This window comes from Blautia sp. NSJ-175 (assembly GCF_022867815.1).
GTDB lineage: Bacteria > Bacillota > Clostridia > Lachnospirales > Lachnospiraceae > Blautia > Blautia celeris.
On sequence record NZ_JALIFQ010000042.1, the window covers coordinates 1 to 22,900 of the forward strand.

Genomic DNA, 22,900 nt, shown 5'->3' on the forward strand with positions numbered 1-22,900 from the left:
TGTTTAATAATCAGGGAGCAATTAGTGTGATTGTCCAGCTTTAGGGAAGCACCTGGAAGAGGCGTCTAAAATGAAGGGACTACACTAATTCGATTGTCCACTGTTATGGGTACATTATACTTTGCCATAGCTTTATCAAACTTTGCCTTCTTGAATGCCGTTTCAAAACAAGAATATTTTCTTATAGCATAAATAAAACATAAAATCCCCGCTATTCCTTGCGCCAACAATGAGGCGATTGCTGTCCCCTCAACACCCGTATGAAATATCAAGATAAATACCAAATCAAATGCAATATTCAATATACTGCAAACCACCAAAAAAATAATTGGTGTTTTCGCATCACCTAACGAACGTAATACGCTAAACGGTATGTAATATAAGATTACAACCACCAGACCGCCTAGTGATATTGACATATAATTGATGGAATCTTCCAACAAAGAAGCAGGCGTATTCAGCAATAAAAGAATCGGTTTTGTGACCAGCAATGCTAAAATGGAAATCATCAAGGTACTAAGTATTGTTATCATTGTGCCATTTCTGATTGCCAAAGCCGTCCCCTCTTCATCCTTTGCCCCATAAAATTGCGAAACAACAATTCCTGAACCAATCGCAATTCCAAGACAGAGAGATGTAAACACCATAGATACAGAACCCGTTGCACCTACGGATGAAAATGCGTCTGCACCTATCAGATGCCCTACAATTATCCTGTCCGCAATAATAAATGACTGTTGAAATATTGTTCCAAACATAAGTGGAATGGCAAAACATAAAAGTAATTTTAAAGGACTGCCTTTTGTCATATTTGTTTGTGTACTCAATTCTATGACTCCTTTCTTTTCATTCGACACTATTATAGGGATTTTAAATAGGGAAAAGAAGAACGGAAAACAATTATAATCATTTTATCCGAAAAAAAGGGCTTTACCCTTTTGTCGGATAAAGCCCTATAAATTAACTTTTATTATCTTGCGTATTGTATCATAGGATAAATGAAACTGTTCACAAAGCTCATCAATACTCACACCTTTTATATGCAAGTCAACGATACTGCTGTTTCGTTGTTCATAATACTGTTTAGAACCGCTTTTGCTTCCCCATGATTTTTTATTTTCCACTGAAGGCACATATAGCAACTGTCCATTTACATAAACGGACAACTCTTTTAAAAGTTCCTTCGGAAGCACATCTGCTGCATTCAGATATTTCATAATTCCATTCCGTCCTTTACTTAATCTTATTAAATAAAGTGCAGAATCAGCAGACTATGCAACTTTCGTTTCACCCATACAGACCGTTGCATTTCTACTATTCTGCATGGGAAAATTCACTATCTGAACAATTCTGATTTTTAAAGTCCATTACCAAACACCTCCTTCGGTAAGTCCATGAACAATAAGTACATATGCTTCGATATTCTAGCATGAATTTTTTGGGATTTGTTTTATCGATCTATTTCTGCCTTCACAGGTACAGGTTATTCTATCGCTGCCGGAATCACCCAAACCTCCATATAATAGATTCCATCCATATTTTTAAAATATTTCTCAGCGGAAAACGGCTGGGTCACCAGCTTATGGTTCGGAAGCCAGGTGCCGAAGAGGTATTTTCCCGCCTGATACAGTGCTTTTGTCACAAGCGCTTCAAAGCTTTCCGCTTCAATGCCGCAGACAACGTATTCTCCCGGCGGCAGTACCTCTTTTACCATTCCTTCCGGTATCTCCTTTTGGCTTGCCAGCCCTCCTGCAAAATAGGTAAACTCTCCCCTCTGCGGATCAGGCCTGTAGGACATTCCCAGTTCCACATCCGGATTCAGATACTCCGCAAACCTCTCTTTTTCCTTGTGGTATTGCTTCCAAAGCTGTCCCGGTATATCTACTCCTGTACTCTCGCCTGCCGGGATCTGGTCTTCTATCTTCACTTTTGTCTCAAACCCCAAATATGTCTCCGGTTCATTGAATGTTTTTCTGTTGATCTCCAGAACAATATTTCCTGCAAGCAGCGGAACTCCTTCGTCGATCATGGTATAACTCATGGATATCTCAGGTTTTAGAAAAGTATTCAAAAGCGGACGCCTATCTCTGTATTCCTCCGGCGTCAGTCCGTAGGTGGATTTGAATGCTCTGGTGAAATTGGCATGGCCGGAAAACCCGTAATCCAGGGCAATGTCCAGTATCCTCTGTTGGTCTTTTTCCAGTTCTGCGATCACCAGGGCCAGGCGGCGCAGTTTTATATATTCCTGGACCGTTCTGTTTACCAGACGCTTAAAAAGTCTCTGAAAATAAAAGGGAGACAGCCCTGCTATCTCGGACAGGCGTTCTGCACTGATGTCCTCCTTAATATGCGCTTCTATATAGTCTACTGTATTTTGTATGGCTTCCCATGCGTGCATTTTTGTGCACCTCCTTTATTTGATATGGGTATTTTACCAAATAAATTCCCTGCCGGCTTTTCACCCAGTGCTCATTTCTTCTGGTATTCCTCGTGTTATACATAAATCTATATACAGCATATCCCATTGACTATTTATTGCAAGGCCTGTTTTCATCTTCTTTCATTTTTTCGCTGTTAACAGTTATTCCGGTCATAATGGTAACTTCCCGGCTGTTGTTCCAAACCGTACCTAAAAACATAAACAGCCTGACAAAGTTCCTTTATTCACAAGAGTATAAAATGCTGTGGAGCATTCATATGTTAGAGTTAAGACCGTCCCGGACGGCAGCGGAAAACAAAACTGCTGACCGCCGGAGAAAAAAAGGTAAGATTCTTTATGAATAAAATCTCGAAAAAACTCCTGCAGATTATCGCTGATTTTACCGATGAATTCCGCGGTGCTTTCAATATCCGTGAAAACGGGGAATGTGCGGGCCGCCGTTCCACTCCGAATATACGCATTGAGACAAAAGAAGGTGCTCCCGGTCTCGTAATACATATAAGCTCCGAAGCACAGAAAGAGACGGTTTATATCCCTGCCTGCGTAACCCACGGAGGGATTGATGATCTTGTCTACAATGATTTTTATGTAGGCGCAGGGGCTGATGTCACCATCATAGCCGGATGCGGCGTCCACACAGGCAGCGGGGAAACGGCGCGGCATAACGGAATCCACAGTTTCTTTCTGGAAAAGGGCGCACACGTTCTCTACAAAGAGAGGCATATAGGCACAGGACCGGAAAACGGCAAAAAACACATAGACTCTGTTACGGATGCTGTCCTATTGGAAGACTCCTTTCTGGAAATTGACACCAAACAGATCGGAGGTGTGGACAGCACGCTGAGAAAGACAACAGCCCGGCTGGCCGCAAGAGCCAGACTGACCGTTCATGAAAGGATCCTGACAGAAAAGGAAGAGACTGCCAAAACATGTTTTACAGTCTCCATGGATGGGGAAGATTCCGCTGTTGACCTCATCTCACGCTCTGTGGCAAAAGGCGCCTCACGCCAGGAATACCACTCCCGCATCATGGGAAACTGCCGCTGCAGCGGACATTCCGAATGTGACGCGATCCTGGCTGACCGGGGCACGGTAAATGCTGCCCCGGAGTTGTTCGCAGGCTGTATGGACGCTGCACTGATTCACGAAGCAGCCATCGGCAAAATCGCCGGGGAACAGATCATAAAACTTCGTACCCTGGGCCTTACAGAGGCGGAGGCAGAGGAAAAGATCATAGAGGGATTCTTACGTGCATGACAGCGCCCTCACGGCTGCTGCAATAATTTTGCTATTTTATCGAATTCTTTTCAGACTATTGACAAAACAGAAATATGTGATATATTTGTATCAGTTACAAATATATCACATACAAACAGGGAGGTGCAGAATATGCTGAGTGTACGAAAAGAGGAACTGCTGACCAACGGGCTGGTGGGACTTGCAGGTATTTTATTTTCTGTGCTCAATTTTTTTGCCGATAAAGATTCACTGGCATGTATTTCATTTGCCGCTATCGTATTCCTATATGCCGGCGCATATTATTACCGGCGTAAAGTAAAAAATGAGCCATGGGACGAGTTAACGGTTGAAAATTACGCGAAGGCCAGACGGCTCACATTGCTGTTTGTGGAATTGACTTTGCTGATCTGGACGGTCCTCTGCATCATCGGGCATCTGCGGGTAACGATCAGTGCCAGCCATATTCTCTTTTATTACGGATCGATCAAACTGGTACAGACGGGAGCATTTCTGTATTTTGACTCTCACATCACAGAGTAGAAAGACTGACTTATGAAAAAGAAACTGACAACAACCATCCGGGAATACCGTATACAAAACAATTTGAGCCAGCAGGAACTGGCTGACCTCACAGGTGTACGGCGTGAGACCATTATCCGGCTGGAAAAAGGCGCGTATAATCCATCCCTTCAGTTAGCCATGGACATCTCCCATGTCTTTCACACTACTGTGGAAGAATTATTCACCTTCACAGCCGAACAAGAGGATGAGGAAAAGCATTAATTTGCCCAGTCTGCCGGATATGTCACATAGATAAAACGGGCGCTTTGGGGGACAGAAAACTGTATTTTGGAACCTTTCGGAATCAGAATGATCTCCCCAGGGCCTGCGGTCACCTGCATTTTATCCTTTATGATAGTAAGCGAACCTTCTATGACATAATCAATCTCATCATAGTCCAGAGTCCAGTCAAATGTGGTCTTCTCCATTTCCATGATTCCGCATCCAAGCCGCGGACTCTCTGACAGGGTAAACAGATCATGTGTGTATACCCTGTCATTCCTGTTTCCGGTATCCAGCCGGTCTGTCTCTGTCACATGGATCTTCGGAACTTCCATCTTGATGACGCCTGCAATCTCCTGTCTGTGTACGTCATTTTTCGGACAGCCGGAAGTTCCTATTTTCTCTGTCAGTATCTGTGTAATGATCTGTTCAATAGCTTCTCTGCTGATTTCCATTTCTTCACCTGTCTTTCCGTAACAGTTCAGACAAGCTGAACTGTTACGTTTTTCCTTCTTATGCTTCTTTTGAAATCTTTTTATTCCGTACCAGAATCAACGCAGCAAATACTGCCGTGATTCCGCCCACCAGTTTTCCCACGATCATGGGGAAGATCATATCCTGGTTAAATCCTGCCGTAAATCCCAGATGGTCTCCGAATACAAAGGCTGCTGACACTGCAAAAGCCACATTCAGCACTTTTCCTCTGTCATCCATATCCTTCATCATACCGAACATGGGGATACTGTTTGCAAGACTGGCTACCAGTCCTGCCGCTGCCACCTCATTCATGCCTAAAACTTTTCCCAGTCCCATAAGGGGCTTTTTAAATACCTTTGTGATCACATATACCAGCGGAAATGCGCCGGCCAGGACAATGGCAATATCCGCTACCACCTCGAATCCCTCGCCAATGGGATTCATGCCCGGAATCAGGACAATACCGGTGAGCTGTTCTATGATACCCACGCCGAGTCCGAGGGTGATCACTGCCACTACAAACTTTCCAAAATACGTGAATCCCTTTACCATAGCACTCTCAAATTTCCACAGGCCAAGGGCAATGAGCACTGCAAAAATAATGATGGGAATCAGATTTTTGAGTACCATGGTGAACGAATACCCTGCTGCCAGACCGCCTGCCAGAGAACCGATGGGTATGGTGATGACACCGGCAAGAATACCTGTTGCCAGATATTTCCGGTCCTCCTCTCTGATGATCCCGAGAGCTACCGGAATGGTGAATACAATGGTCGGCCCCAACATGGCTCCCACAATAAGTCCGCCGAAATTGCCGGCATCCTCATTTAATGCCAGTGCCTGTGCCAGAGGCGCGCCGCCCATATCGTTCGCCAGAATAGAACCTGCAAACATGGCCGGGTCAGCCCCCAAAAGGCCGAACACAGGCACAATGACAGGCTTTAAAAGATTGGCGATCACCGGAGCCAGGGCAATGATTCCCACCATGGAGATTGACAGCGCTCCGATTGCCATGATTCCCTCTTCAAACTTTTCTCCCAGTCCAAAACGGCTGCCGAATATTCTGTCCAGCGCACCCAGGGCCGCAAATATTACCATAATGTAAATAATTATCTCATTGATGCTCAACCGTCATCCCTCCTCATGTATATCCAGTCCGCGGTACATGTGCGGACCTACTTAATCGCTACATCCAGAGTATCTATGATCCCCACAATAGCTGCATCCACCGGTGTTTTTCCATTTCCCACAACCATCCTTGCGGAATTTCCCCGGCAGACCAGGACCATATCCCCAACCCCGGCTCCGATGACATCCGCGGCGACCAGCAGGGATTCCTTTTCCTGTCTGTACCGTTTCATCACATCAATTACCAGGAGCTTCTGTCCGCTGATAGCCTCGTCTTTTTTCGTGGCCCAAACACTTCCGATTACTGTTCCGATTTCCATTCCTATACCTCACTGCTGTCTTCTGACTGTCAGATTATGATTGGAAATATAGTCCTTCGCCAGAGGTGTTATGATCGTCTTTCTGCCGATCAATACGGTTCTGTAACCAGTCCCGCGCATTTTTCCCAGGTCGGATTCCCCAAGCAGCTTAAGGCCGGTCAAATCAAAGGCTGTACTGTCATCTGCCGGTGCACAATCTTTTTTCCAAACCCGCACTGCAAGCTCTGCTGCCTCCTGTACGCCCGAGACGATCTCACCGCCGAAGCGCCTGATCTCCTCCTCATATTCCTGATATTTCTGATATAAGGCCTTGTAGGAAGACTCCCGGTATCTCCGGTATTCCAGACCTTTTTCCAGGATATAGACCTTCCTGCCGCTTAGCAGGGCCTCCAGAATACACTGTGCCTCCGGCTGTCCGGGAATCCCAAGAGCAGTATAAGCCAGTAAACCCATGGAGACTTGTGCTGCCACAATGAAATCATATGTCCCTGCTTCCTGAAGAGTTTGAATCTCTGCAAAGGATCTCAGAATGTTTTCCTCTGCCGGCTCAAGCGCCCCAAGTACCAGAACTTTTCCGGTGCGGGAGCATCCGCAGGTTTCCTCCTGCATTCTGTCCATACGGGCCTTAACTTCCTCTATGATATCATCAATCAGACTGTCCGTCACTTCCGACTTCCCTATATTCACCGCACAACCTCCTTTCCCCGGTTTTACCGTACAATGCGGCAGAAGGTACCTTTTTCAAATCCACAGGCGTTTGCCTCATCATAGTCAATGTGCACATAGGTCTGGAATTCGCTGCTCACCCGGGCAATGGTATCCTCAAAGATCACCGGACGGCTTCCGTAAACTTTGATCTTCAATGCTTCCTTATCTTTTACATGAAGCCTTGCTGCGTCCTCCGGTGTGATGTGCATGTGGCGTTTGGCTATGATCACGCCTTTATCTGTGACGATCTGTCTGTCGCCGTTTGTGATGGTGATTCCCGGCGTGCCTGCAATATCACCGCTTAACCGCACAGGGGGGCGTATGCCGAGCACAAGGGAATCTGTCATGGAAATCTCTGCCTGGGTCTCCTTCCTCTCCGGTCCCAGGATGACCACATTGTGAATGGTCCCTTTTGGCCCGGTCAGGGAAACTCTCTCCTTACATACATACTGTCCCGGCTGGGACAAATCCCTTACTTTTGTAAGCCGGTATCCTCTGCCGAACAGACGCTCCACATCTTCCCTGCACAGATGCACATGTCTGCCGGAGGCCTCCACCTCCACCATCATCCTGTCCTTCAGTTCCCTGACAACAGCCTCTACTACTGCCTCTACCTCAACATTCATAAGTTCCTCCATATTTACCAGTCAAAAACTTGAACATCATGATCCAGAATAGGGAGGAGAGCCTGTTCAGGACACGTATGATATCTTCCCGCTCCACATCCCCGGTCTCTGTCTTAAAAGCCCGGTAGGCAGTCAGCTCTGTCTCTCTGGCCTTTGTCCTCAGCCTGTTTAAATATGCCACGATCTCACTGTGGCAGTACGTGGGCAGAAAATGTTTCATCCCGTAATACCGGCTGGGGTGGTGAGAATGGGCACGCATGGCGTCCGTGTCCAGCCCCTGCATGGTGATCTCACCCACAGGCTCCCCGGATACCTCACAGCGCAGAAGCCAGCGGATGGTTTTGATGATCTCCTCCAGGTCCTCTGTGAGCGTGTGGAGATGCTGCTTTTCCGTGATCGTCTGTAAAACGATGATCTCTGCCTCCAGGGAGTCAATGGCTCCCCGGAAGGCAATTCTTGGGTGGTCTTTATACACCAGATAGTCTCCGCGCAGATGGGTCATGTGTTCCGGTTTTTCCTGTTTTTTCTCCAGGGTTTCCTGAATCGCCTCCGCCACGATACGGCGGATTTTTTCCTGTTCTTCCATTCTGCCGCTCCTTTATACCGGAGAGTTCTCGTCTGTGTAGGAAGCTCCGGTTCCTTTTTCAAGCTGGTGGGGCAGAATCACATCCACTTCTGTGTGAGGGCGGGGGATCACGTGTACGGACACCAGCTCTCACACACGCTCTGCTGCAGATGCACCTGCATCGGTCGCTGCCTTGACTGCGCCCACATCGCCGCGCACCATAACTGTGACTAATCCGGCACCGATGCTCTCTTTTCCAACCAGAGCCACATTGGCTGCCTTGACCATGGCATCCGCTGCTTCAATTGCTCCCACAAGACCTTTTGTTTCAATCATTCCTAATGCATTTGTATTTGCCATAATGATTACCTCCAAATCTTTTCCATTTTCCAAAGCTGTTCTTTCTCTGTTAGTATTCTACATTTAGCTGAATTCATTCAGACGAATTCTTTTACGATTTTATCTACAATGGTATTTATGAGTTCCTGGCTTATCCGGCCGCTGCAGGATGATGTTGTGCTGTTCTGTGCTGTCTCGCTTTCCCTGCGGATCTCTTCCAGTTCTTTTGTGCCGAATGCCACACGTTTGATATTGATCAGATCCAGCGGACCGATGTTATTGGAGGAGGAACTTCCTCCCACCGCACCGCATCCAAGTGTCAGGGCCGGGAACAGACCTGTGGTTGCTCCGATGCCGCCAAGAGCTCCGGGCGTGTTGACCAGAAAACGGGATGCCGGAATCTGCAGCGCGAATTTTCTCACCAGCGCCTCATCCTCCGCATGCATGGAAAAAGTGTGTCCCGCACCTTCCATATGAAGGATCTCAATGCTTCTCTCCAGGACTCTGTCCGTATTTTCTTCCACAAAAAGTCCCAAGATGGGGGCCAGTTTTTCCCTGGAGTAAGGTGCATCTGCTCCCACCTTTGTCTCTCTTCCCACCAGCACTCTGGCAGATGACGGAACACCGCAGAGCCCCGCGTACTCCGCGATCTGGGCACATGTCTTTCCCACGATCATGGGGTTCATGGTGCCGTTTGCCCGCAGAATGAATCTGCCAAGCTGTCTGGACTGTTCCTGTGTCAGCACAAAGGCGCCCTGGGCCTTCAGCTCCTCCACCACCTTTTCCTCCATGCTTCGCTCCACAATAATGGACTGCTCAGAAGCACAGATGGTTCCGTTGTCAAAGGTTTTGGAATCCAGGATCTGCTTCACAGCCCGCTTTACATCAGCACTCCTGTCAATAAATGCAGGGCCGTTGCCTGCCCCCACGCCGATAGCGGGTGTTCCTGAGGAATAGGCGGATTTTACCATGGCGCCTCCTCCCGTTGCCAGGATGAGGGCTGTTCTGTCGTTTTTCATCAGGGCTTGTGTTGCCTCCATGGTTGGCACACTGATCGCCGATATGGCTCCTTTGGGGCATCCTGCCTGGCATGCCGCTTTGGAGATGACCTGCACGGTTTCCAGTATGCATTTCTTTGCGCCCGGATGTGGGGAAAATACAATGGCATTGCCGCCCTTTAAGGCGATCATGGCCTTGTAAATGACTGTGGATGTGGGGTTAGTGGAGGGGACGATTCCCGCGATCACCCCCACAGGTGTGCCGATATCCCACACCTTTCTCTCCCTGTCCTCATGGAGAATTCCCACTGTCTTTTCATTCTTCACAGCATCGTAAACCACTCTGGCTGCAAACATGTTTTTGATCACCTTATCCTGCCATCTGCCGAAACCGGTCTCCTGCTGGGCCGCTTTTGCAAGCGGTACCGCGTGGGCGGCTCCGGCATCGCTGATGGCTTTTACGATGCGGTCAATCTGTGTCTGATCCATACGTGACAGTTCCTGCTGGGCCTTTTCTGCCTCTATGAGCAGGTTCCTTGTCTCCTGCACGGAAATCAGGTCTTTATCCTTTAATTCCATTGTTCACTCTCCTTTTCCCTTATTCAAAATCTTTTGGATAGTCTGCCACTGCCTGTACTGCCTGGGCAAACGCAGAGCAGGCTGCCTTGCATGCGGACTGGCTTCCTGTAAGAAGGCCTCCGCCAAAATTCGTCTCTGAGGGCGGGCCGTAAAAAGATACCATTGACACGTCCGCAGCTTTCATGGCAGCGTCCAGGCCATAGACTGCCTCCAGAGGCGGTGCGATCAGATAGGCCAGGGCCTCACCTTCCGGTATCCCTGCTGTCTTTGACAGGTAGGAACCTGTCCGGGATACGGTGTGGGCGTAGTAGACAATGGAATCATCCTCATTGGCGCTTACAAAGCAGGGGCCGGATTCCATAAAATTCCGTATGGAATTCAGTCCGCTCCGTATCTCTGCCGGACTCGGGCCGCCTATGATACCAATGACCTCACCTGCCAGCTTCGTGGACGCATTGGCCGCACCGGCATACATGGATCTCGCGTAGACGACCTCCACATCTGCATCTTTTGTGGCTTCATCAAGGGCAGTGTAGAGCACATCGTCCGTATCCGCTGTTACGATTCCAAGGCTTTTATGCCTTGGCCCCAGCTCCAGCGCTTTTGCCAAATCCTCACTGACATTGGAAATCATGCGGATTCCCAGTATCGCGGGACGCAGTTCATCATGTTTCATAGTATTCCTCCAATAGCTCTGTGTTTTATTTCAAGTCGATTCCCGATGCCTTTTTCTCCAGCATTTTTACGATCAGTTCCGCCGCATGGGCGCCTGCCTCCACAGCAGTGGTCCCACCCTTGTGTATATTACTGATCACGGTACGCTTTGCCTCCGCAAGGCCGTGCCTTGGTTTGTACGCAATATAAGCGGACATGGATTCCGCGGTCACAAGGCCCGGGCGTTCTCCCACCAGCATACAGATAACATCCGCATCCGTCACTTCACCCACAGCGTCCATGGCTCCCACCCTGGCGTATTTGATAAAGAGTACAGGGGGGAGCGTGATCTGGTGCATCTGCAGACCCTGTCGTATAGCGGGGATCATATCCTCCACATTTGCCTCGATGGCGGAGGAGGAAAGGCCGTCCCCCACGATCACAAGCACTTTCGGATGACTGCCGCAGGTCTTGCGGATGACTTCAAGCTCATCTGCGGGAAAGCGCCTTCCCAGGTCAGGGCGGGTCAGATATTCATCTTTATCCTTACAAAGTGTCTCCACAAAGACAAAACCGCATTTTTTAATAAAATCCTCCGACACGTCACTGAACACCGCATCCTGTGCCGCCGCATGGTCTGCCCGGACGCGAAGCATGGTGGCGGTCCGGTATCTGGCACCTGCTTTGCCGATTCCCAGTCTGGCCGGGGTCTTTGCTTTCATGTCCAGATATCCATCCGCATCCGCAGGATTTTTTACAAGAAGCTGCCGCCGCAGGTCTGTCTTTGTGATGTCCTCCAGGCATTCTCCGGATTCGGCGGGTATCTCCTTCTTTTTCAGCGCTTCCGCAGTGGTCTGTATCACCTCGGAACGCTTAGGCTCAGGGGCCGTGGAAGTATTTAACATCTGATCCAGGATTTTCTCCACCATGGATCTAATTTCCTCATCTCTCACTTGATATGTCCTCCTTCTAATTCCTTATACATGCTGCCTCTATCCGCTAAAACAGGGTGGAGGCATCTCCCGCCCTGGCAGTCAGATGTCCTCTGTCATCCACATATCCCATTTTCATCAGCCAGTTGTGGAATGGTTTGATGGCTGTCAGGCCGAAGATCTCACGCAGGGCTGCTGTCTCATGAAAGCCTGTTGTCTGATAGTTCAGCATTACATCATCTCCGTGAGGAATTCCCATAAAGTAATTACAGCCCGCAGCTGTCAGCAGGACAGACAGATCCTCTATGGTATTCTGGTCTGCTTTCATATGGTTGGTATAGCAGGCATCACATCCCATGGGAATACCCGAGAGTTTCCCCATGAAATGGTCCTCCAGACCGGCGCGGTTCACCTGCCGCCCGTCATACAGGTATTCCGGGCCGATGAATCCCACAACCGTATTGACCAGAAACGGTGAAAAATGGCGGGCAAATCCATAACACCTTGCCTCCATGGTCACCTGGTCTGTCTCATGATGCGCTTCTGATGACAGCTCTGATCCCTGGCCTGTCTCAAAGTACATGACATTTGGTCCCTGGGCAGTTCCCTTTGTCAGCGCAAGCTGCCGCGCCTCCTCAATGGTTGCCGCATTGAATCCAAAGGCCGTATTTCCCAATTCAGAGCCTGCAATGGACTGAAAGATCAGGTCCGCCGGAGCGCCTTTTCTGATGGCCTCCATCTGAGTTGTCACATGTGCCAGAACACAGGTCTGCGTGGGAATCTGATGTTTCTGTTTCACTTCCTCAAACCTGTGCAGGACCCTGGCAACACTCTCAGCGGAGTCATCCACAGGGTTTAATCCCAGAAGGGCATCCCCGGCTCCATAGGTAAGGCCCTCCAGAAGGGAGGCCATAATACCATCCGGGTCATCAGTGGGATGGTTTGGCTGAAGACGTGAGGACAGAGTCCCCTCCTCTCCGATGGTGGTATTGCAGTGTGCTGTGACACGGATTTTTCTGGCTCCGTATACCAGATCCAGATTGGACATGATCTTTGCCACGGCTGCCACCATCTCTGAGGTGAGCCCTCTTGATACCCGGCGGATCATCTCCCCTGTTGTCTCCTCATCCAGAATCCATTCACGGAGGTCAGAGACCGTCATTCCCTTAATTTCCCTGTAAATAGATTCATTGATATCATCCTGGATGATCCTGGTCACCTCGTCCGTCTCATAAGGCACTGCCGGATGGTTTCTCAAGTCTTCCAGAGTTATCTGGGACAGCACGATTTTGGCTGCCACCCGCTCCTCCGCTGACTCTGCCGCAAGGCCGGCCAGTTTATCTCCGGATTTTTCTTCATTGGCTTTTGCCATCACTTCTTTTAATGACTGAAAAGCATACACATGTCCAAATAATTTTGTTTTTAAAATCATGGCTTTTTCCTTTCGTTGGCATTGATTTGTTACAATTCAGCAGGTCTGCGCATTTACTGCGCTGACTGTAAGAAAAAGTTCAGCAGCCGGACAAAAATCCCATCGCCAAAGGCGATTTTACATGGATTTTTGATCGTAACTGTGAGGGCACTGAACAGTTACATTTATTTACTAAAAACAAGGGTTTTGACCACCACCGGCAGTACACATCCTTCTGCAATGGGCTTTCCGATATCGATATATTCGCCCTCTGCCAGATGGATGCCGTCCAGGCAGATAACCTCTCTTTTCCATTCCAGAAGGTGATACATGGTCTGTCCCAGGACTTTTGCCATATCATTTTCCACCACTACGATCAACGGCAGTCCCGCGCGGAGCAAGGGTTCCATGCCGTCCAGAAGGGCTTCTGCATATTCCTGTACCCTTAAAAAGCTCGGATTATCCTCTCCGGTAAAGGCAACGGCTGTCTGCTGTATGCTGCCCTCCACGGTGAACCACTCCAACTTTTTCCTGATGGCATCCCCCATGGCTGCAGGTTCGCTCTCCTCCTCACTGAGTTTCAGAACGGGAAGATTCTTTATCGGAAACACTTCCTTTGTGTAGGTAATGGTGCTGCCGCTTATTTCCGTAGTATGGCTTCCCGCTCCCACCACTGTGGCGCGTATAGTCTCTGCGCTTTCGATCACCTGCAGATTCCGAAACAGTGCAGACTCCCGTATGGTCCTCCCCAGCAGCACACCTATATCCCCGAATAGAAAGGGGTCCGTAAATTTTTCGGGATGATAAACCACATCCGCCACGCCGCCTGAGAAACTGATGCAGGAAATCTCCTGTGACAGATGGATTCCCTGGTTCGTGATCATCTTTTCATAATAAGGATTGTCTCTGCGCAGTCCCACACTCTGCTCCAGTACCTCTGTCATCTGCACAAGCAGCGGTTTGAGAAGCGCCTCATCTGCAATGGTTCCGACGCTGATCTCCCAGCCCTCAGACTCAATGATCTTCTGTATCTTCGGCGCAATATAAGTGATCCGTCCGGTCTCTCTGTCCAGTTTTACAAGCCTTCCTCCGATATCCAGACAGCCTGTATCCACAGTGTCGCCCCGACAAAATACCGCCAGATTGCTGGTCCCCCCGCCGATATCTATATTGACGGCTGTGAGATGGTGCTCTTTGGAATATAGATCCGTACCGGCACCTTTTCCGGAGATGACACTCTCCAGATCCGGCCCTGCTGTGGCCACTACAAAATCCCCCGCAAAACCGCTCAGGGCGTGAATAACCTCCCTGGCATTTTCTTTTCCGGCCGTCTCACCTGTGATGATGACAGCGCCTGTGTCAATCTCATCCTTTTGGATACCTGCCTTCTCATATTCCCGTTCTATGATTTCCCGTACTTTACCAAAATCGATCCTGGTCTGGTCAAGGAGGGGTGTAAAATAAATATCGCTTTTGTACTGAATCTCTTTTCTGGTAATCACCATCCGGGGAACTGTATAACTGGTAGCCATGTTCTCCACTGTCAGCCTGGAAAAAATAAGCTGCGTGGTACTGGTACCAAGATCAATTCCCACACTCAAAAGTTCTTCTTTCATTTTTTCCCCCTTTCCCGGTTCAGAAATTCAGACAGCTCGGCAATTCCTGTCCCCTTTGGTGTATCTACTCGAAAGATCCGGCTTACGCCTGCCTCTTTTAACTGCGTCTGGGCCCTCTTCACCTGTTCCGGGCCAGCCTCATGTATCTTCGTTATAATACCGATCACCTTTTTCCCGAAAATGCCGGCAAACCCGGGAGGAATCGCCCGGTATTCCGATGTAGGGTCAGCCACCAGGGCGATGATGCCCGCGTCCACTGCACTCATGATCAGAGCATTGTAAAAATGGCGGTTCTCCAGGTACTCCCCCGGTGTGTCTATGGATTCCCCGTACCGTTCCACAGCCTGGGTCTTTTTATAGCGAATCTCTTCTTCGTTTAACTTCTGGCACAGGGTTGTCTTGCCGCAGCCGCTCTGTCCTATAAATATCACTTTCTTCATGTTCTCGTCACCGGCGCCTTTGCAAATCCCAGATGTTCTTCCATGGTTTCCAGAATCTCCTTCACTGCAGCCTCCACTGAACTGATGTCACCGGTAAACACCAGCGCGCCGCTGAACCTGTCGATAAACCCCAGGGTGATGTCAGAAGCTTTAGTGGCTATATCAGCCGCTATGATCGCCCCCTCACTGGGTGTTATGGTCAGAATGCCGATGGCGTCCATCTGCTCCGGCTCCAGTCCCAGTTTCACATAGATCGCCGGGTCGGGACCGGCTATGACATGGGCCAGTGTAATCTGTTTTCCCGGGACAAATTCCTGTATGATCCTCTGTTTTTCTTTCACTTCCATATCTGAGCCCTCCTTGCCCGGACGGTATCAGCGGATTCCCTGATAAGCGCGTTTCAAAAGTTCCAGAATATCCTCCCGGGATACATCTCTGGGGTTTGTCCTGATACAGGCATCCGCCAGCGCTCCCTGTGCTACAGCATCCTTCTGTTTCTGGTATTCCTCAGGCAAAATGCCGCAGTCCTTAAAACCAAAAGGCATTTTCATCTGCTCCTGCATTTTCCGGATCTCCCTGACCAGGTTCTTCACCCCGGCCCGCACATTGCCGCCGCCGATTCCCGCAAGCTGGGCGATCGCCGCATATTTTTCGGCTGCCCGGGTATATGCACGGGGATTGAATTCCTTCATATCCGCGTTAAATTCCACCACATAGGGGAGCAGAACCGCATTGGTCCTGCCGTGGGGCACTTTGAACTTTCCTCCGATGTTGTGGGCAATGGCGTGGTTCACTCCCAGAGACGTTCTGTCAAAGGCCAGTCCTGCCATACAGGATGCATTGTGCATCTCCTCCCTGGCTCTGAAATCCTCCTGGCTGGTATAGGAACGGATCAGATACCGCAGAACCGTCACAGCTGCTTTCTCCGCCAGGGCATCTGTAAAGGCATTGGCTTTTGTGGAGACGTAAGCTTCCAGCGCGTGTGTCAGCACATCCATGCCCGTGTCCGCCACCACGGTTTTGGGAACACTTTTTACAAGGCTGGCATCCAGGATCGCCGTATCCGGAAGAAGCGACTGGTTCACCAGGGGATATTTGATTCCCTTTTCCCTGTCTGTGATCACGGCAAAGGATGTGACCTCCGAGCCGGTTCCGCTGGTGGTGGGAACCGCAATAAATTCCATATCCGGCAGATTTCCGATCTGTCTGGAAAAATGCATGATGGCCTTGGCCTCATCAATGGCAGACCCTCCGCCCAGGGCAATGAGGGTATCCGGTCTGTGTTTTATCACCTCTTTGACACCTTCGATCACCAGTTCCAGGGGCGGGTCAGGAACCACATTGCTGAAGATCGTACAGCGGTCTTTTTCCAGATATCCGGTGATACGTTCCACAAGGCCGGACTCCACCATAAAAGGATCTGTGACAATAAATATCCCGGCACCCTGCAGTTTTTTTAAATATTCCAATGCATTTTTTCCAAAATGTATGGATGTTTTTATCCCGAACTCTTCCATAATCTCTCGTCCTTTCGATTCCATTCCTCGTTTAGCTTGTGTTCGAAAATTACCTGCCGCAAGATATGTGCGGCACAATTTGCAGGCAGTCCTGCGGGCATGCATTTTCAAACATCCTCTTGCTATCTTTTGTGTATTCTGCCCAGATTATGCAAAAAATCATGTTGGTAGACAAATGGAAATTTATGTTTTATTCCTGTCTGCCATATGGCTGTCCGCACGTTTTTTCCAGAATATCAGGTACCTGCTCCGGCTTGACTTTGGAAAACAGTTTCCCGTCAATGAGAAGATTCGGCGATGTCCCGCAGTTTCTCAGGCAGCCGCGCACATGCAGATATACATTTCCGTCAGCGGACAGACCTTCCTTTTTAATGCCCAGCGCTTTTCTCACAGCCTGGGAAACGGCTGCTCCGCCCTTATTTCTGCATCTTATCCCCGTGCAGACCGTGACGGTATGCTCATACGGTGTTTCTTTTAGATCAGAGTACATACGCACCAGATACTGAATCACAGAAACCTTTATGCCTGCCGCCTGTGCTGCCCTCTCCTGGAGTTTCGGACTGATTCCGCCGCAGGCTTCCTGCAGTTCCCTTAACATTGCAGCCACTGTTTCCTGCTCTTTTTTATCTTTCCTGCCGCTGTAATAGGAAAGAATCTCATTGATACTTTCTTCTCTGTCCATGATAAACTCCGTTCCGATTTTTATATTTTCTGCTGGGTTATACTTACATTTTCTGCAGATTTCCTGTGGTTATGCAGATATCTCATATCTCTTGGCACATGTACGTTCAATACAAAAAACGCACCCGACAAAAGAAAAGACTTGTGATGCCGGGCTGTAGAAGCCGCCGCAGCACAGTGGTATACTTTTTATATCATGAATCAATGTCTGTTCCCTATGGGAAAGGAGGAAATACCTATGGCGGATTATGAAAAACTTTATGAGGAAAGAAAAAAACGCGTGGAAACTGCTGTCTTAAACCAGGAGCCGGACAGGGTTCCGAATACCCTTTTAGTCGGCACCTACCCTCTTCACAAGGCCGGAATCACCATGGCTGAGAGTATGGTTGACCATGAAAAAGCCTGCCGTGCCATGCTGGCTTTTTATGAAAAATACTCTTACACAGATACGGGAAGCATCAGTAATTTCACCCCCGCAGCTAAAGTTCTGGAAAATCTGGGCATGAAAAATGCCCGCTGGCCCGGAGACCCCAAGGGCCTGGACGAGAACAATACCTATCAGTTCATTGAATATCCAACGCTGGAAGACGGGGAATACGATGAATTCTTCCGGAATCCGGCAGGCTTCTGGCTGACCAAACATCTGCCCCGCACCATGGAAATCTTTGAACCGCTTTCTGACCTGGATTACTATGATATGATCGTGGGCGGTGCTCAGCATATGCTGACCTCACCGCAGGCCATCCCTGTCTACAAACGCCTGCTGGCTGCTGCGGAGGAAGCCCAGAAAATGAACGCTGTGATACAGGAGTACGACAAAAAGCTCCGCGCCCTTGGCTATTATTCCATTATGGGCGGAGGCTCTGCAACGGCCTTTGATATGCTTGGGGATACACTCCGGGGAACCTTTGGCATGATGCCGGATTTGATTGAAGAGCGGGACAATGTAAAGCATGCACTGGATATCTTCGCAGACCTGCATATCAAACAGAGTCTGGGATTCTGCCAGGCAACCGGCAGCCGCTACGCATGGGTTATGCTGCACAAGGGCTTTGATAATTTCATCAGTGAGGAGGATTACAGGGAACTGTACTGGCCTTATCTGCAGAAATGGATCCTTGCGCTGATCGAACACAATATCACACCGGTTGTGTACACAGAGGGCGCCTATAATACCAGGCTGAAATACCTGAAGGAAGTGCCGAAGAATAAAGTGGTATACCACTTTGAGAACGTAGACCTGAAGCTTGCAAAAAAAGAACTGGGAGACGCGGCCTGCCTTATGGGCGGATTCCCGGTATACTCAGTGCGGTACGGCACGCCTGAGAGAATCCGGGAAGAAGTGAAACAGCATCTGGAGATCATGGCACCGGGAGGCGGTTATCTTTTCACCACCGGATATTCCCTGGAGGACTGTCCCCAGGAAAATATGGAAGCGCTTTTGGAAGCTGTTGACATGTACGGAAAATACTAAAAAAAGTGCGGCGCCCCGGATGTTTTCCCGGGACGCCGCACTTATCTGTTTCTTTTTTAATCCAAAACTTTTTTCCTGAATGCGCGGACGGATATCAGGTAAATGATGCTGAATAACAGCAGTATGGCTGCCGCGCTGAACACATTGATCCGAAGCAGATCTTCTTTCATAACCGTTCCCACTGCGTGGATAGAAAAATAGGAAGTCAGGACCATGAGAACAAAAGGACAGTAATAAGTAAAGCGAATCTCATTTTTCATGGATTTATAAAGTGTGGATCTCTGGATTCCTATTTTCTGCAATACCCTGTAGCGCTCCATATCCTCCGCAGCTTCATTGTTTAATTTGATGAAGATAATACTTCCGCAGGCCAGGATCAGGGTTGCGAACATGAATACACAGAGGGAATACATGACACGGACCCAAGCCCCTTCTTTATCCTCCGTACGAATCAGATTCACACCCACAAAACGGTCCGGATCCTCTTTCGCAAGAGACCTGAGATAGGGAACCGAGGCATCCAGATTTTCGGGGTCCTCAAATTTATAGTTGTACAGATACAGAACTTCCCCCAGTAGCTGCAGCTTTTTATACTGTGTGTCATTCACCACATATACACTCATCCCATTCTGCAGATCCCCCAGATATGGCACATTGCTCTCAGCGATCTGCTGAAATACCTGATCCCCTATGGTAACCGGCTCATTGTCTTCCGGAACAAAGCTCATGAGCATAATATGGGTCAGATGAACACACTCATTGTCCCCAAGCGATCCACTCTCATAGGGAAGCCCGGCTTCTTCGGCGGCAGCTTTTACGGCCGATTCTGAAGTAATGGCATAATTGGCACTCTTGTATTTCGAATGCAGCTTATCCGGGTCAAGCGATAAAAGGGGAATGCTGCTTCTGTATTTTACTTTATTCTCCTTCTCAATCCCTTTTTGTATCTCATCTGCGTCCACTTCCGTTTTCGTTACCACCTGACAGGTATATGTGGTCCTGAAATGCTCTGACCTTTCATATCTCTGCTTCAGGGCTATGGAGGTTCCAAGCACTGTGACGGAGCAGATCATGAGCACGGTCACGATAGCATAGGTCCTGTAGTTCCGCTTCAGACGGAAGGCCAGGTTGTTCACCCAAAGATTTCTCTGCTTTTGATAGAGATATTGTTTATTCTCCGTAAGCTTTCTGATCAGCCATGGAATCAGGCCGCCGTAGATAAAATAAGTGCCTGCTATGACCAGGATCACCGCAGCCAGGGCATAGGCAAGACTGTCAATATCACCTGTCCTGACGGCACAGTAATATCCTGCCCCAAGTACACTGACGCCAAGCATGATCTTAATGGCTGTCAGAAATGCCGGTTCTGCTTTCATCTCTTTTTGTTTTGCACCGGAAAGCATATCCAGCACGCTGCTTCTGACAAGAGAGACATACCCCTTCACCACCATCAGCCCGTAAATCGCCATGAAAACACACGCGGTTATCAGAACCGGCTTCAGGGAAAAGGAAAACTTTATATCCACGCTGATCTCCGAAATGCGCAGCAGCACCATCTGGAACAGCTTTGAAAAAACTACTCCCGCCGCCAGACCTGCTGCCAGGGAAAAGAGGCCGGAAAATAAAGCTTCCAAAGCGTACATTTTCCCGATTCTTTTGTTGTCCAGTCCCATGAAAATGTAGATGCCGATTTCCTTTTTCCGCTGGTTTAAAAACACATTGGTGGCATACCAGATAAAGAAAAACAAAAATACGCCAAAGACAACAGACAGCGCATGCACGATCAAATCTATATAGTCTTTATTGTAATTGTTCAGCACTTCCATGGAATCCGAATACAGGACACACTGAAAATTGAAAAAGATAAACACAGAGAAGGCCAGCGCCAGAACCAATGACATATAATTTCTCAGATTCCGTTTAAAATTGGACATTGTAAGCCGGATCAGACTCATTCCCTCTCACCTCCCATGGATGCCAGGAGCTTCAGAATCTCATCATAAAATAACTTTCTGTCCTCCTTATTATTCAGTCTGCACTGAATCTGCCCGTCGCTTAAAAAGTATACCTGCTTTGCATAGCTGGCTGTGTAGGCATCATGCGTCACCATAAGAATCGTGGCTTTTCCTTTCTCATTGGCTGCCTTCAGGCTCAAAAGCAGATCCCGGCTGGAACGGGAATCCAGAGCTCCTGTGGGCTCATCGGCAAAGAGGATCCGGGGTTCTGTGATCAGTGCCCTGGCACTGGCTCCGCGCTGTTTCTGTCCTCCGGAAAGCTGGTAAGGGTATTTGTTCAGATGTGCAGACAGCCCGAACATATCTGCCATTTTATCCACCTTCTCCAAAATTTCCCGGCTCTTCTTACCGTTCAGGGAAAGAGGAAGGGCTATGTTGTCCTGAAGGGTCATATTGTCCAGAAGATTGTATTCCTGGAAAATGAATCCGATCTTATCCCTGCGGATCACGGAGAGCTGTCGGTTTCCCACCCTTGTCACATCCTCCCCGTCCAAAATGATCTGCCCCCGGGAGGGCTTGTCAAGCGTGGACAGCAGGTTTAAAAGGGTGGATTTACCGGCTCCGCTTGGCCCCATGATGGCAATAAAATCATGTTCATAAATATCCATGGTGACATCTTTCAGGACTACCGACTCATATCCTTTGCGTCCATAGGTCTTTGTCAGATTTTTGATCTCCACAATTTTTTTCATTTCCTTAACTCCTTTTACGGTAAATTCAACTGTTTTCTTTACAGTTTAAGTGTAGCAAAACAGGAGCGGGAAATCCTTACATCTTTCTAACACCTTCCGCCTGTTTCTAACATTTCTGCAAGGTTTGGTGTGGCTTATCCAGGAAAAAATAATCTGCGTGATCTTGAAATGTAAATGTAAATCTTGTATTGTTTTCCCCGGAGGAAGCCCTGACTCCAATACCCAGCCTGTCTGCAGTCTGCTTTACAAAGTACAGGCCCATTCCCGTGGATCGGTAGCCGCCGTTTCTCTGACAGCTTCCGATATAGCCTTTATCAAATATATAGGGCAGTTCCGCCTGGGCTATGCCGGTACCGTTGTCCTCAACCCAAAACTCTGTTCCGCATGCAGAAGAAATGTCAGCTCCGAAAGTAAGTGTGGGGTTTTCTCCCCGGTATTTCACCGCGTTGCCGATGATCTGGTCCAGCATATAGACCAGCCATCTGCGGTCGCTGTAAACAGCCTCGTCTTTTAAATGCATCTCTATGGCAAAATGATCGCGTATCAGAAAATAGGAGTGGTTTTTTACAGCCTCCGCTGCCGCTTCCCTTAAACTGACCTTTTCCAGCTTCACGTCATTTTCCGGCTTTTTCAGCTTACTGCTCATCATCATGGTATTCAGATACTGCTGTATCCGCTCCAGGGAATCCTGCATTTCTTCCTGCAGTGCCCTGTCCTTATTTCTCTCATTCATAAGCCGCAGGGCAGATAGAGGCAGCTTCACTTCATGGGCCCACAGGGTAATATAGTCGCTCAGTTCCAGAATCTCATTATACAGATTTTGTATTTTTTCCTCATCTTCCTCTTTCTCCCGGTACCATATTTCATACTGCCGGCGGCCCAGCAGCTTTCTCATCTCCTCTTTTGAAATCTCTTTCTCCTCTGTGAGTGTTCTGCAGATCCTGCTCTGTTTTCTGTAGTCCAGTGCCAGAAGAAACAGCGCCAGCGCGCCCGCTGCTGCATCCAGGTAATACAAATCCCCCGGATTGACTCGGGTAGCGCAGATGAAACCGAAATACAAATTGACAAACAGCAGTGATATCAAAAAAAGCAGTATGGCATGGCCCCGATCAGCCAGATACTTTTTCATACAATATAATATCCCCTTCCTACTATTATATAAAGTCATAGTCTTTCTTTACCTTTTCTACAGGTTTGACTATGCTATTTTAAGATACTGTGGATTGGTTATCACCTCCTACCACTTGATGGTTTAAAAAAGGCTCC

25 protein-coding genes and 1 pseudogene are annotated in these 22,900 nt (G+C 48.5%); 4 read left to right on the forward strand and 22 right to left on the reverse strand.

All coding sequences use genetic code 11. The features are described from left to right. Positions 1–65 precede the first annotated feature (65 nt). The 3 genes from MUB35_RS29570 to MUB35_RS29580 form a co-directional block, all read right to left on the reverse strand. Positions 66–827, reverse strand: a complete 762-nt coding sequence (locus tag MUB35_RS29570; RefSeq protein WP_244807334.1) for an MATE family efflux transporter — start codon at positions 825–827, stop codon at positions 66–68. A gap of 126 nt (positions 828–953) precedes the next feature. Continuing rightward, positions 954–1,217, reverse strand: coding sequence for a helix-turn-helix domain-containing protein (locus MUB35_RS29575; protein WP_244807335.1), 264 nt, complete (start codon positions 1,215–1,217; stop codon positions 954–956). Positions 1,218–1,483: 266 nt separating this feature from the next. After that, the gene (locus tag MUB35_RS29580; RefSeq protein ID WP_244807336.1) at positions 1,484–2,398 is read right to left on the reverse strand and encodes an AraC family transcriptional regulator; all 915 of its coding nucleotides are present in this window, start codon (positions 2,396–2,398) and stop codon (positions 1,484–1,486) included. Between the two features lie 378 nt (positions 2,399–2,776). On the opposite strand from MUB35_RS29580, the gene MUB35_RS29585 reads away from it, so the two are divergent. The 3 genes from MUB35_RS29585 (at position 2,777) to MUB35_RS29595 (ending at position 4,462) form a co-directional block, all read left to right on the forward strand. Beyond that, a complete protein-coding gene (locus MUB35_RS29585) occupies positions 2,777–3,697 on the forward strand; it encodes a SufB/SufD family protein (RefSeq protein WP_244807337.1) in 921 nt (306 codons plus the stop codon). 132 nt (positions 3,698–3,829) lie between these two features. Beyond that, positions 3,830–4,219, forward strand: coding sequence for a hypothetical protein (locus MUB35_RS29590; protein WP_244807338.1), 390 nt, complete (start codon positions 3,830–3,832; stop codon positions 4,217–4,219). Between the two features lie 12 nt (positions 4,220–4,231). After that, the gene (locus MUB35_RS29595) at positions 4,232–4,462 is read left to right on the forward strand and encodes a helix-turn-helix transcriptional regulator (protein WP_244807339.1); all 231 of its coding nucleotides are present in this window, start codon (positions 4,232–4,234) and stop codon (positions 4,460–4,462) included. On the opposite strand, the gene MUB35_RS29600 is transcribed toward MUB35_RS29595, so the two are convergent. The 16 genes and pseudogenes from MUB35_RS29600 to MUB35_RS29675 form a co-directional block, all read right to left on the reverse strand. Then, complete coding sequence (locus MUB35_RS29600; protein WP_054351315.1) at positions 4,459–4,917, reverse strand: cupin domain-containing protein; 459 nt, start codon at positions 4,915–4,917, stop codon at positions 4,459–4,461. The two genes, MUB35_RS29595 and MUB35_RS29600, sit on opposite strands and share 4 nt — an antisense overlap. 58 nt (positions 4,918–4,975) lie before the next feature. Beyond that, a complete protein-coding gene (gene eutH, locus MUB35_RS29605; protein WP_244807340.1) occupies positions 4,976–6,067 on the reverse strand; it encodes an ethanolamine utilization protein EutH in 1,092 nt (363 codons plus the stop codon). Between the two features lie 47 nt (positions 6,068–6,114). Then, entirely contained in the window at positions 6,115–6,387 is a 273-nt protein-coding gene (locus MUB35_RS29610; RefSeq protein ID WP_033139480.1) for a EutN/CcmL family microcompartment protein, read from the reverse strand. A gap of 9 nt (positions 6,388–6,396) precedes the next feature. Further along, positions 6,397–7,074 (reverse strand): hypothetical protein, encoded by a 678-nt coding sequence (locus MUB35_RS29615; protein WP_244807341.1) that lies wholly within the window; start codon positions 7,072–7,074, stop codon positions 6,397–6,399. A 23-nt stretch (positions 7,075–7,097) separates the two neighbouring features. After that, a complete protein-coding gene (gene eutD / locus MUB35_RS29620; protein ID WP_033139479.1) occupies positions 7,098–7,721 on the reverse strand; it encodes an ethanolamine utilization phosphate acetyltransferase EutD in 624 nt (207 codons plus the stop codon). After that, on the reverse strand, positions 7,711–8,307 hold the full coding sequence (locus MUB35_RS29625) for a hypothetical protein (RefSeq protein ID WP_052098894.1): 597 nt from the start codon (positions 8,305–8,307) through the stop codon (positions 7,711–7,713). Before MUB35_RS29625 ends, eutD begins: the two co-directional genes overlap by 11 nt. A 12-nt stretch (positions 8,308–8,319) precedes the next feature. Beyond that, positions 8,320–8,646, reverse strand: a pseudogene (locus MUB35_RS29630) (BMC domain-containing protein). Between the two features lie 77 nt (positions 8,647–8,723). Next, the gene (locus MUB35_RS29635; RefSeq protein ID WP_052098892.1) at positions 8,724–10,202 is read right to left on the reverse strand and encodes an acetaldehyde dehydrogenase (acetylating); all 1,479 of its coding nucleotides are present in this window, start codon (positions 10,200–10,202) and stop codon (positions 8,724–8,726) included. A 19-nt stretch (positions 10,203–10,221) separates the two neighbouring features. Continuing rightward, on the reverse strand, positions 10,222–10,878 hold the full coding sequence (gene eutL, locus MUB35_RS29640; protein WP_033139477.1) for an ethanolamine utilization microcompartment protein EutL: 657 nt from the start codon (positions 10,876–10,878) through the stop codon (positions 10,222–10,224). A gap of 25 nt (positions 10,879–10,903) precedes the next feature. After that, positions 10,904–11,809, reverse strand: a complete 906-nt coding sequence (gene eutC, locus MUB35_RS29645; RefSeq protein WP_033139476.1) for an ethanolamine ammonia-lyase subunit EutC — start codon at positions 11,807–11,809, stop codon at positions 10,904–10,906. Positions 11,810–11,855: 46 nt separating this feature from the next. Then, on the reverse strand, positions 11,856–13,220 hold the full coding sequence (locus MUB35_RS29650; protein ID WP_148392705.1) for an ethanolamine ammonia-lyase subunit EutB: 1,365 nt from the start codon (positions 13,218–13,220) through the stop codon (positions 11,856–11,858). Between the two features lie 164 nt (positions 13,221–13,384). Beyond that, complete coding sequence (gene eutA / locus MUB35_RS29655; protein WP_033139474.1) at positions 13,385–14,815, reverse strand: ethanolamine ammonia-lyase reactivating factor EutA; 1,431 nt, start codon at positions 14,813–14,815, stop codon at positions 13,385–13,387. After that, a complete protein-coding gene (locus MUB35_RS29660; protein WP_227244654.1) occupies positions 14,812–15,255 on the reverse strand; it encodes a EutP/PduV family microcompartment system protein in 444 nt (147 codons plus the stop codon). The genes eutA and MUB35_RS29660 overlap by 4 nt, the downstream gene beginning before the upstream one ends. Then, complete coding sequence (locus tag MUB35_RS29665) at positions 15,252–15,602, reverse strand: BMC domain-containing protein (RefSeq protein WP_181014471.1); 351 nt, start codon at positions 15,600–15,602, stop codon at positions 15,252–15,254. Before MUB35_RS29665 ends, MUB35_RS29660 begins: the two co-directional genes overlap by 4 nt. Positions 15,603–15,629: 27 nt before the next feature. Further along, the gene (locus MUB35_RS29670; RefSeq protein ID WP_244807342.1) at positions 15,630–16,772 is read right to left on the reverse strand and encodes a 1-propanol dehydrogenase PduQ; all 1,143 of its coding nucleotides are present in this window, start codon (positions 16,770–16,772) and stop codon (positions 15,630–15,632) included. Between the two features lie 190 nt (positions 16,773–16,962). Next, positions 16,963–17,454, reverse strand: coding sequence for an NADH-quinone oxidoreductase subunit NuoE family protein (locus MUB35_RS29675; RefSeq protein ID WP_033139471.1), 492 nt, complete (start codon positions 17,452–17,454; stop codon positions 16,963–16,965). Positions 17,455–17,691: 237 nt separating this feature from the next. Here MUB35_RS29675 and MUB35_RS29680 point away from each other — a divergent pair, with 237 nt between their 5' ends. Further along, the gene (locus tag MUB35_RS29680) at positions 17,692–18,927 is read left to right on the forward strand and encodes a uroporphyrinogen decarboxylase family protein (RefSeq protein WP_244807343.1); all 1,236 of its coding nucleotides are present in this window, start codon (positions 17,692–17,694) and stop codon (positions 18,925–18,927) included. 56 nt (positions 18,928–18,983) lie between these two features. Here the strand turns inward: MUB35_RS29680 and MUB35_RS29685 are convergent, their stop codons facing one another. The 3 genes from MUB35_RS29685 to MUB35_RS29695 form a co-directional block, all read right to left on the reverse strand. After that, entirely contained in the window at positions 18,984–20,882 is a 1,899-nt protein-coding gene (locus MUB35_RS29685) for an ABC transporter permease (RefSeq protein ID WP_244807344.1), read from the reverse strand. Then, positions 20,879–21,634 (reverse strand): ABC transporter ATP-binding protein, encoded by a 756-nt coding sequence (locus MUB35_RS29690; RefSeq protein ID WP_033139468.1) that lies wholly within the window; start codon positions 21,632–21,634, stop codon positions 20,879–20,881. The genes MUB35_RS29685 and MUB35_RS29690 overlap by 4 nt, the downstream gene beginning before the upstream one ends. Positions 21,635–21,740: 106 nt before the next feature. Next, positions 21,741–22,763 (reverse strand): sensor histidine kinase, encoded by a 1,023-nt coding sequence (locus MUB35_RS29695; RefSeq protein ID WP_103732177.1) that lies wholly within the window; start codon positions 22,761–22,763, stop codon positions 21,741–21,743. Between the last annotated feature and the right edge of the window lie 137 nt (positions 22,764–22,900).

Bases quoted from the DNA above. Each gene is read 5' to 3' on its own strand.
- MUB35_RS29575 (WP_244807335.1), bottom strand. From the start codon at position 1,217: ATGAAATATCTGAATGCAGCAGATGTGCTTCCGAAGGAACTTTTAAAA.
- MUB35_RS29580 (WP_244807336.1), bottom strand. From the start codon at position 2,398: ATGCACGCATGGGAAGCCATACAAAATACAGTAGACTATATAGAAGCG.
- MUB35_RS29585 (WP_244807337.1), top strand. From the start codon at position 2,777: ATGAATAAAATCTCGAAAAAACTCCTGCAGATTATCGCTGATTTTACC.
- MUB35_RS29590 (WP_244807338.1), top strand. From the start codon at position 3,830: ATGCTGAGTGTACGAAAAGAGGAACTGCTGACCAACGGGCTGGTGGGA.
- MUB35_RS29595 (WP_244807339.1), top strand. From the start codon at position 4,232: ATGAAAAAGAAACTGACAACAACCATCCGGGAATACCGTATACAAAAC.
- MUB35_RS29600 (WP_054351315.1), bottom strand. From the start codon at position 4,917: ATGGAAATCAGCAGAGAAGCTATTGAACAGATCATTACACAGATACTG.
- MUB35_RS29610 (WP_033139480.1), bottom strand. From the start codon at position 6,387: ATGGAAATCGGAACAGTAATCGGAAGTGTTTGGGCCACGAAAAAAGAC.
- eutD (WP_033139479.1), bottom strand. From the start codon at position 7,721: ATGAATGTTGAGGTAGAGGCAGTAGTAGAGGCTGTTGTCAGGGAACTG.
- MUB35_RS29625 (WP_052098894.1), bottom strand. From the start codon at position 8,307: ATGGAAGAACAGGAAAAAATCCGCCGTATCGTGGCGGAGGCGATTCAG.
- MUB35_RS29635 (WP_052098892.1), bottom strand. From the start codon at position 10,202: ATGGAATTAAAGGATAAAGACCTGATTTCCGTGCAGGAGACAAGGAAC.
- eutL (WP_033139477.1), bottom strand. From the start codon at position 10,878: ATGAAACATGATGAACTGCGTCCCGCGATACTGGGAATCCGCATGATT.
- MUB35_RS29650 (WP_148392705.1), bottom strand. From the start codon at position 13,220: ATGATTTTAAAAACAAAATTATTTGGACATGTGTATGCTTTTCAGTCA.
- eutA (WP_033139474.1), bottom strand. From the start codon at position 14,815: ATGAAAGAAGAACTTTTGAGTGTGGGAATTGATCTTGGTACCAGTACC.
- MUB35_RS29660 (WP_227244654.1), bottom strand. From the start codon at position 15,255: ATGAAGAAAGTGATATTTATAGGACAGAGCGGCTGCGGCAAGACAACC.
- MUB35_RS29665 (WP_181014471.1), bottom strand. From the start codon at position 15,602: ATGGAAGTGAAAGAAAAACAGAGGATCATACAGGAATTTGTCCCGGGA.
- MUB35_RS29670 (WP_244807342.1), bottom strand. From the start codon at position 16,772: ATGGAAGAGTTCGGGATAAAAACATCCATACATTTTGGAAAAAATGCA.
- MUB35_RS29675 (WP_033139471.1), bottom strand. From the start codon at position 17,454: ATGGACAGAGAAGAAAGTATCAATGAGATTCTTTCCTATTACAGCGGC.
- MUB35_RS29680 (WP_244807343.1), top strand. From the start codon at position 17,692: ATGGCGGATTATGAAAAACTTTATGAGGAAAGAAAAAAACGCGTGGAA.
- MUB35_RS29685 (WP_244807344.1), bottom strand. From the start codon at position 20,882: ATGAGTCTGATCCGGCTTACAATGTCCAATTTTAAACGGAATCTGAGA.
- MUB35_RS29690 (WP_033139468.1), bottom strand. From the start codon at position 21,634: ATGAAAAAAATTGTGGAGATCAAAAATCTGACAAAGACCTATGGACGC.
- MUB35_RS29695 (WP_103732177.1), bottom strand. From the start codon at position 22,763: ATGAAAAAGTATCTGGCTGATCGGGGCCATGCCATACTGCTTTTTTTG.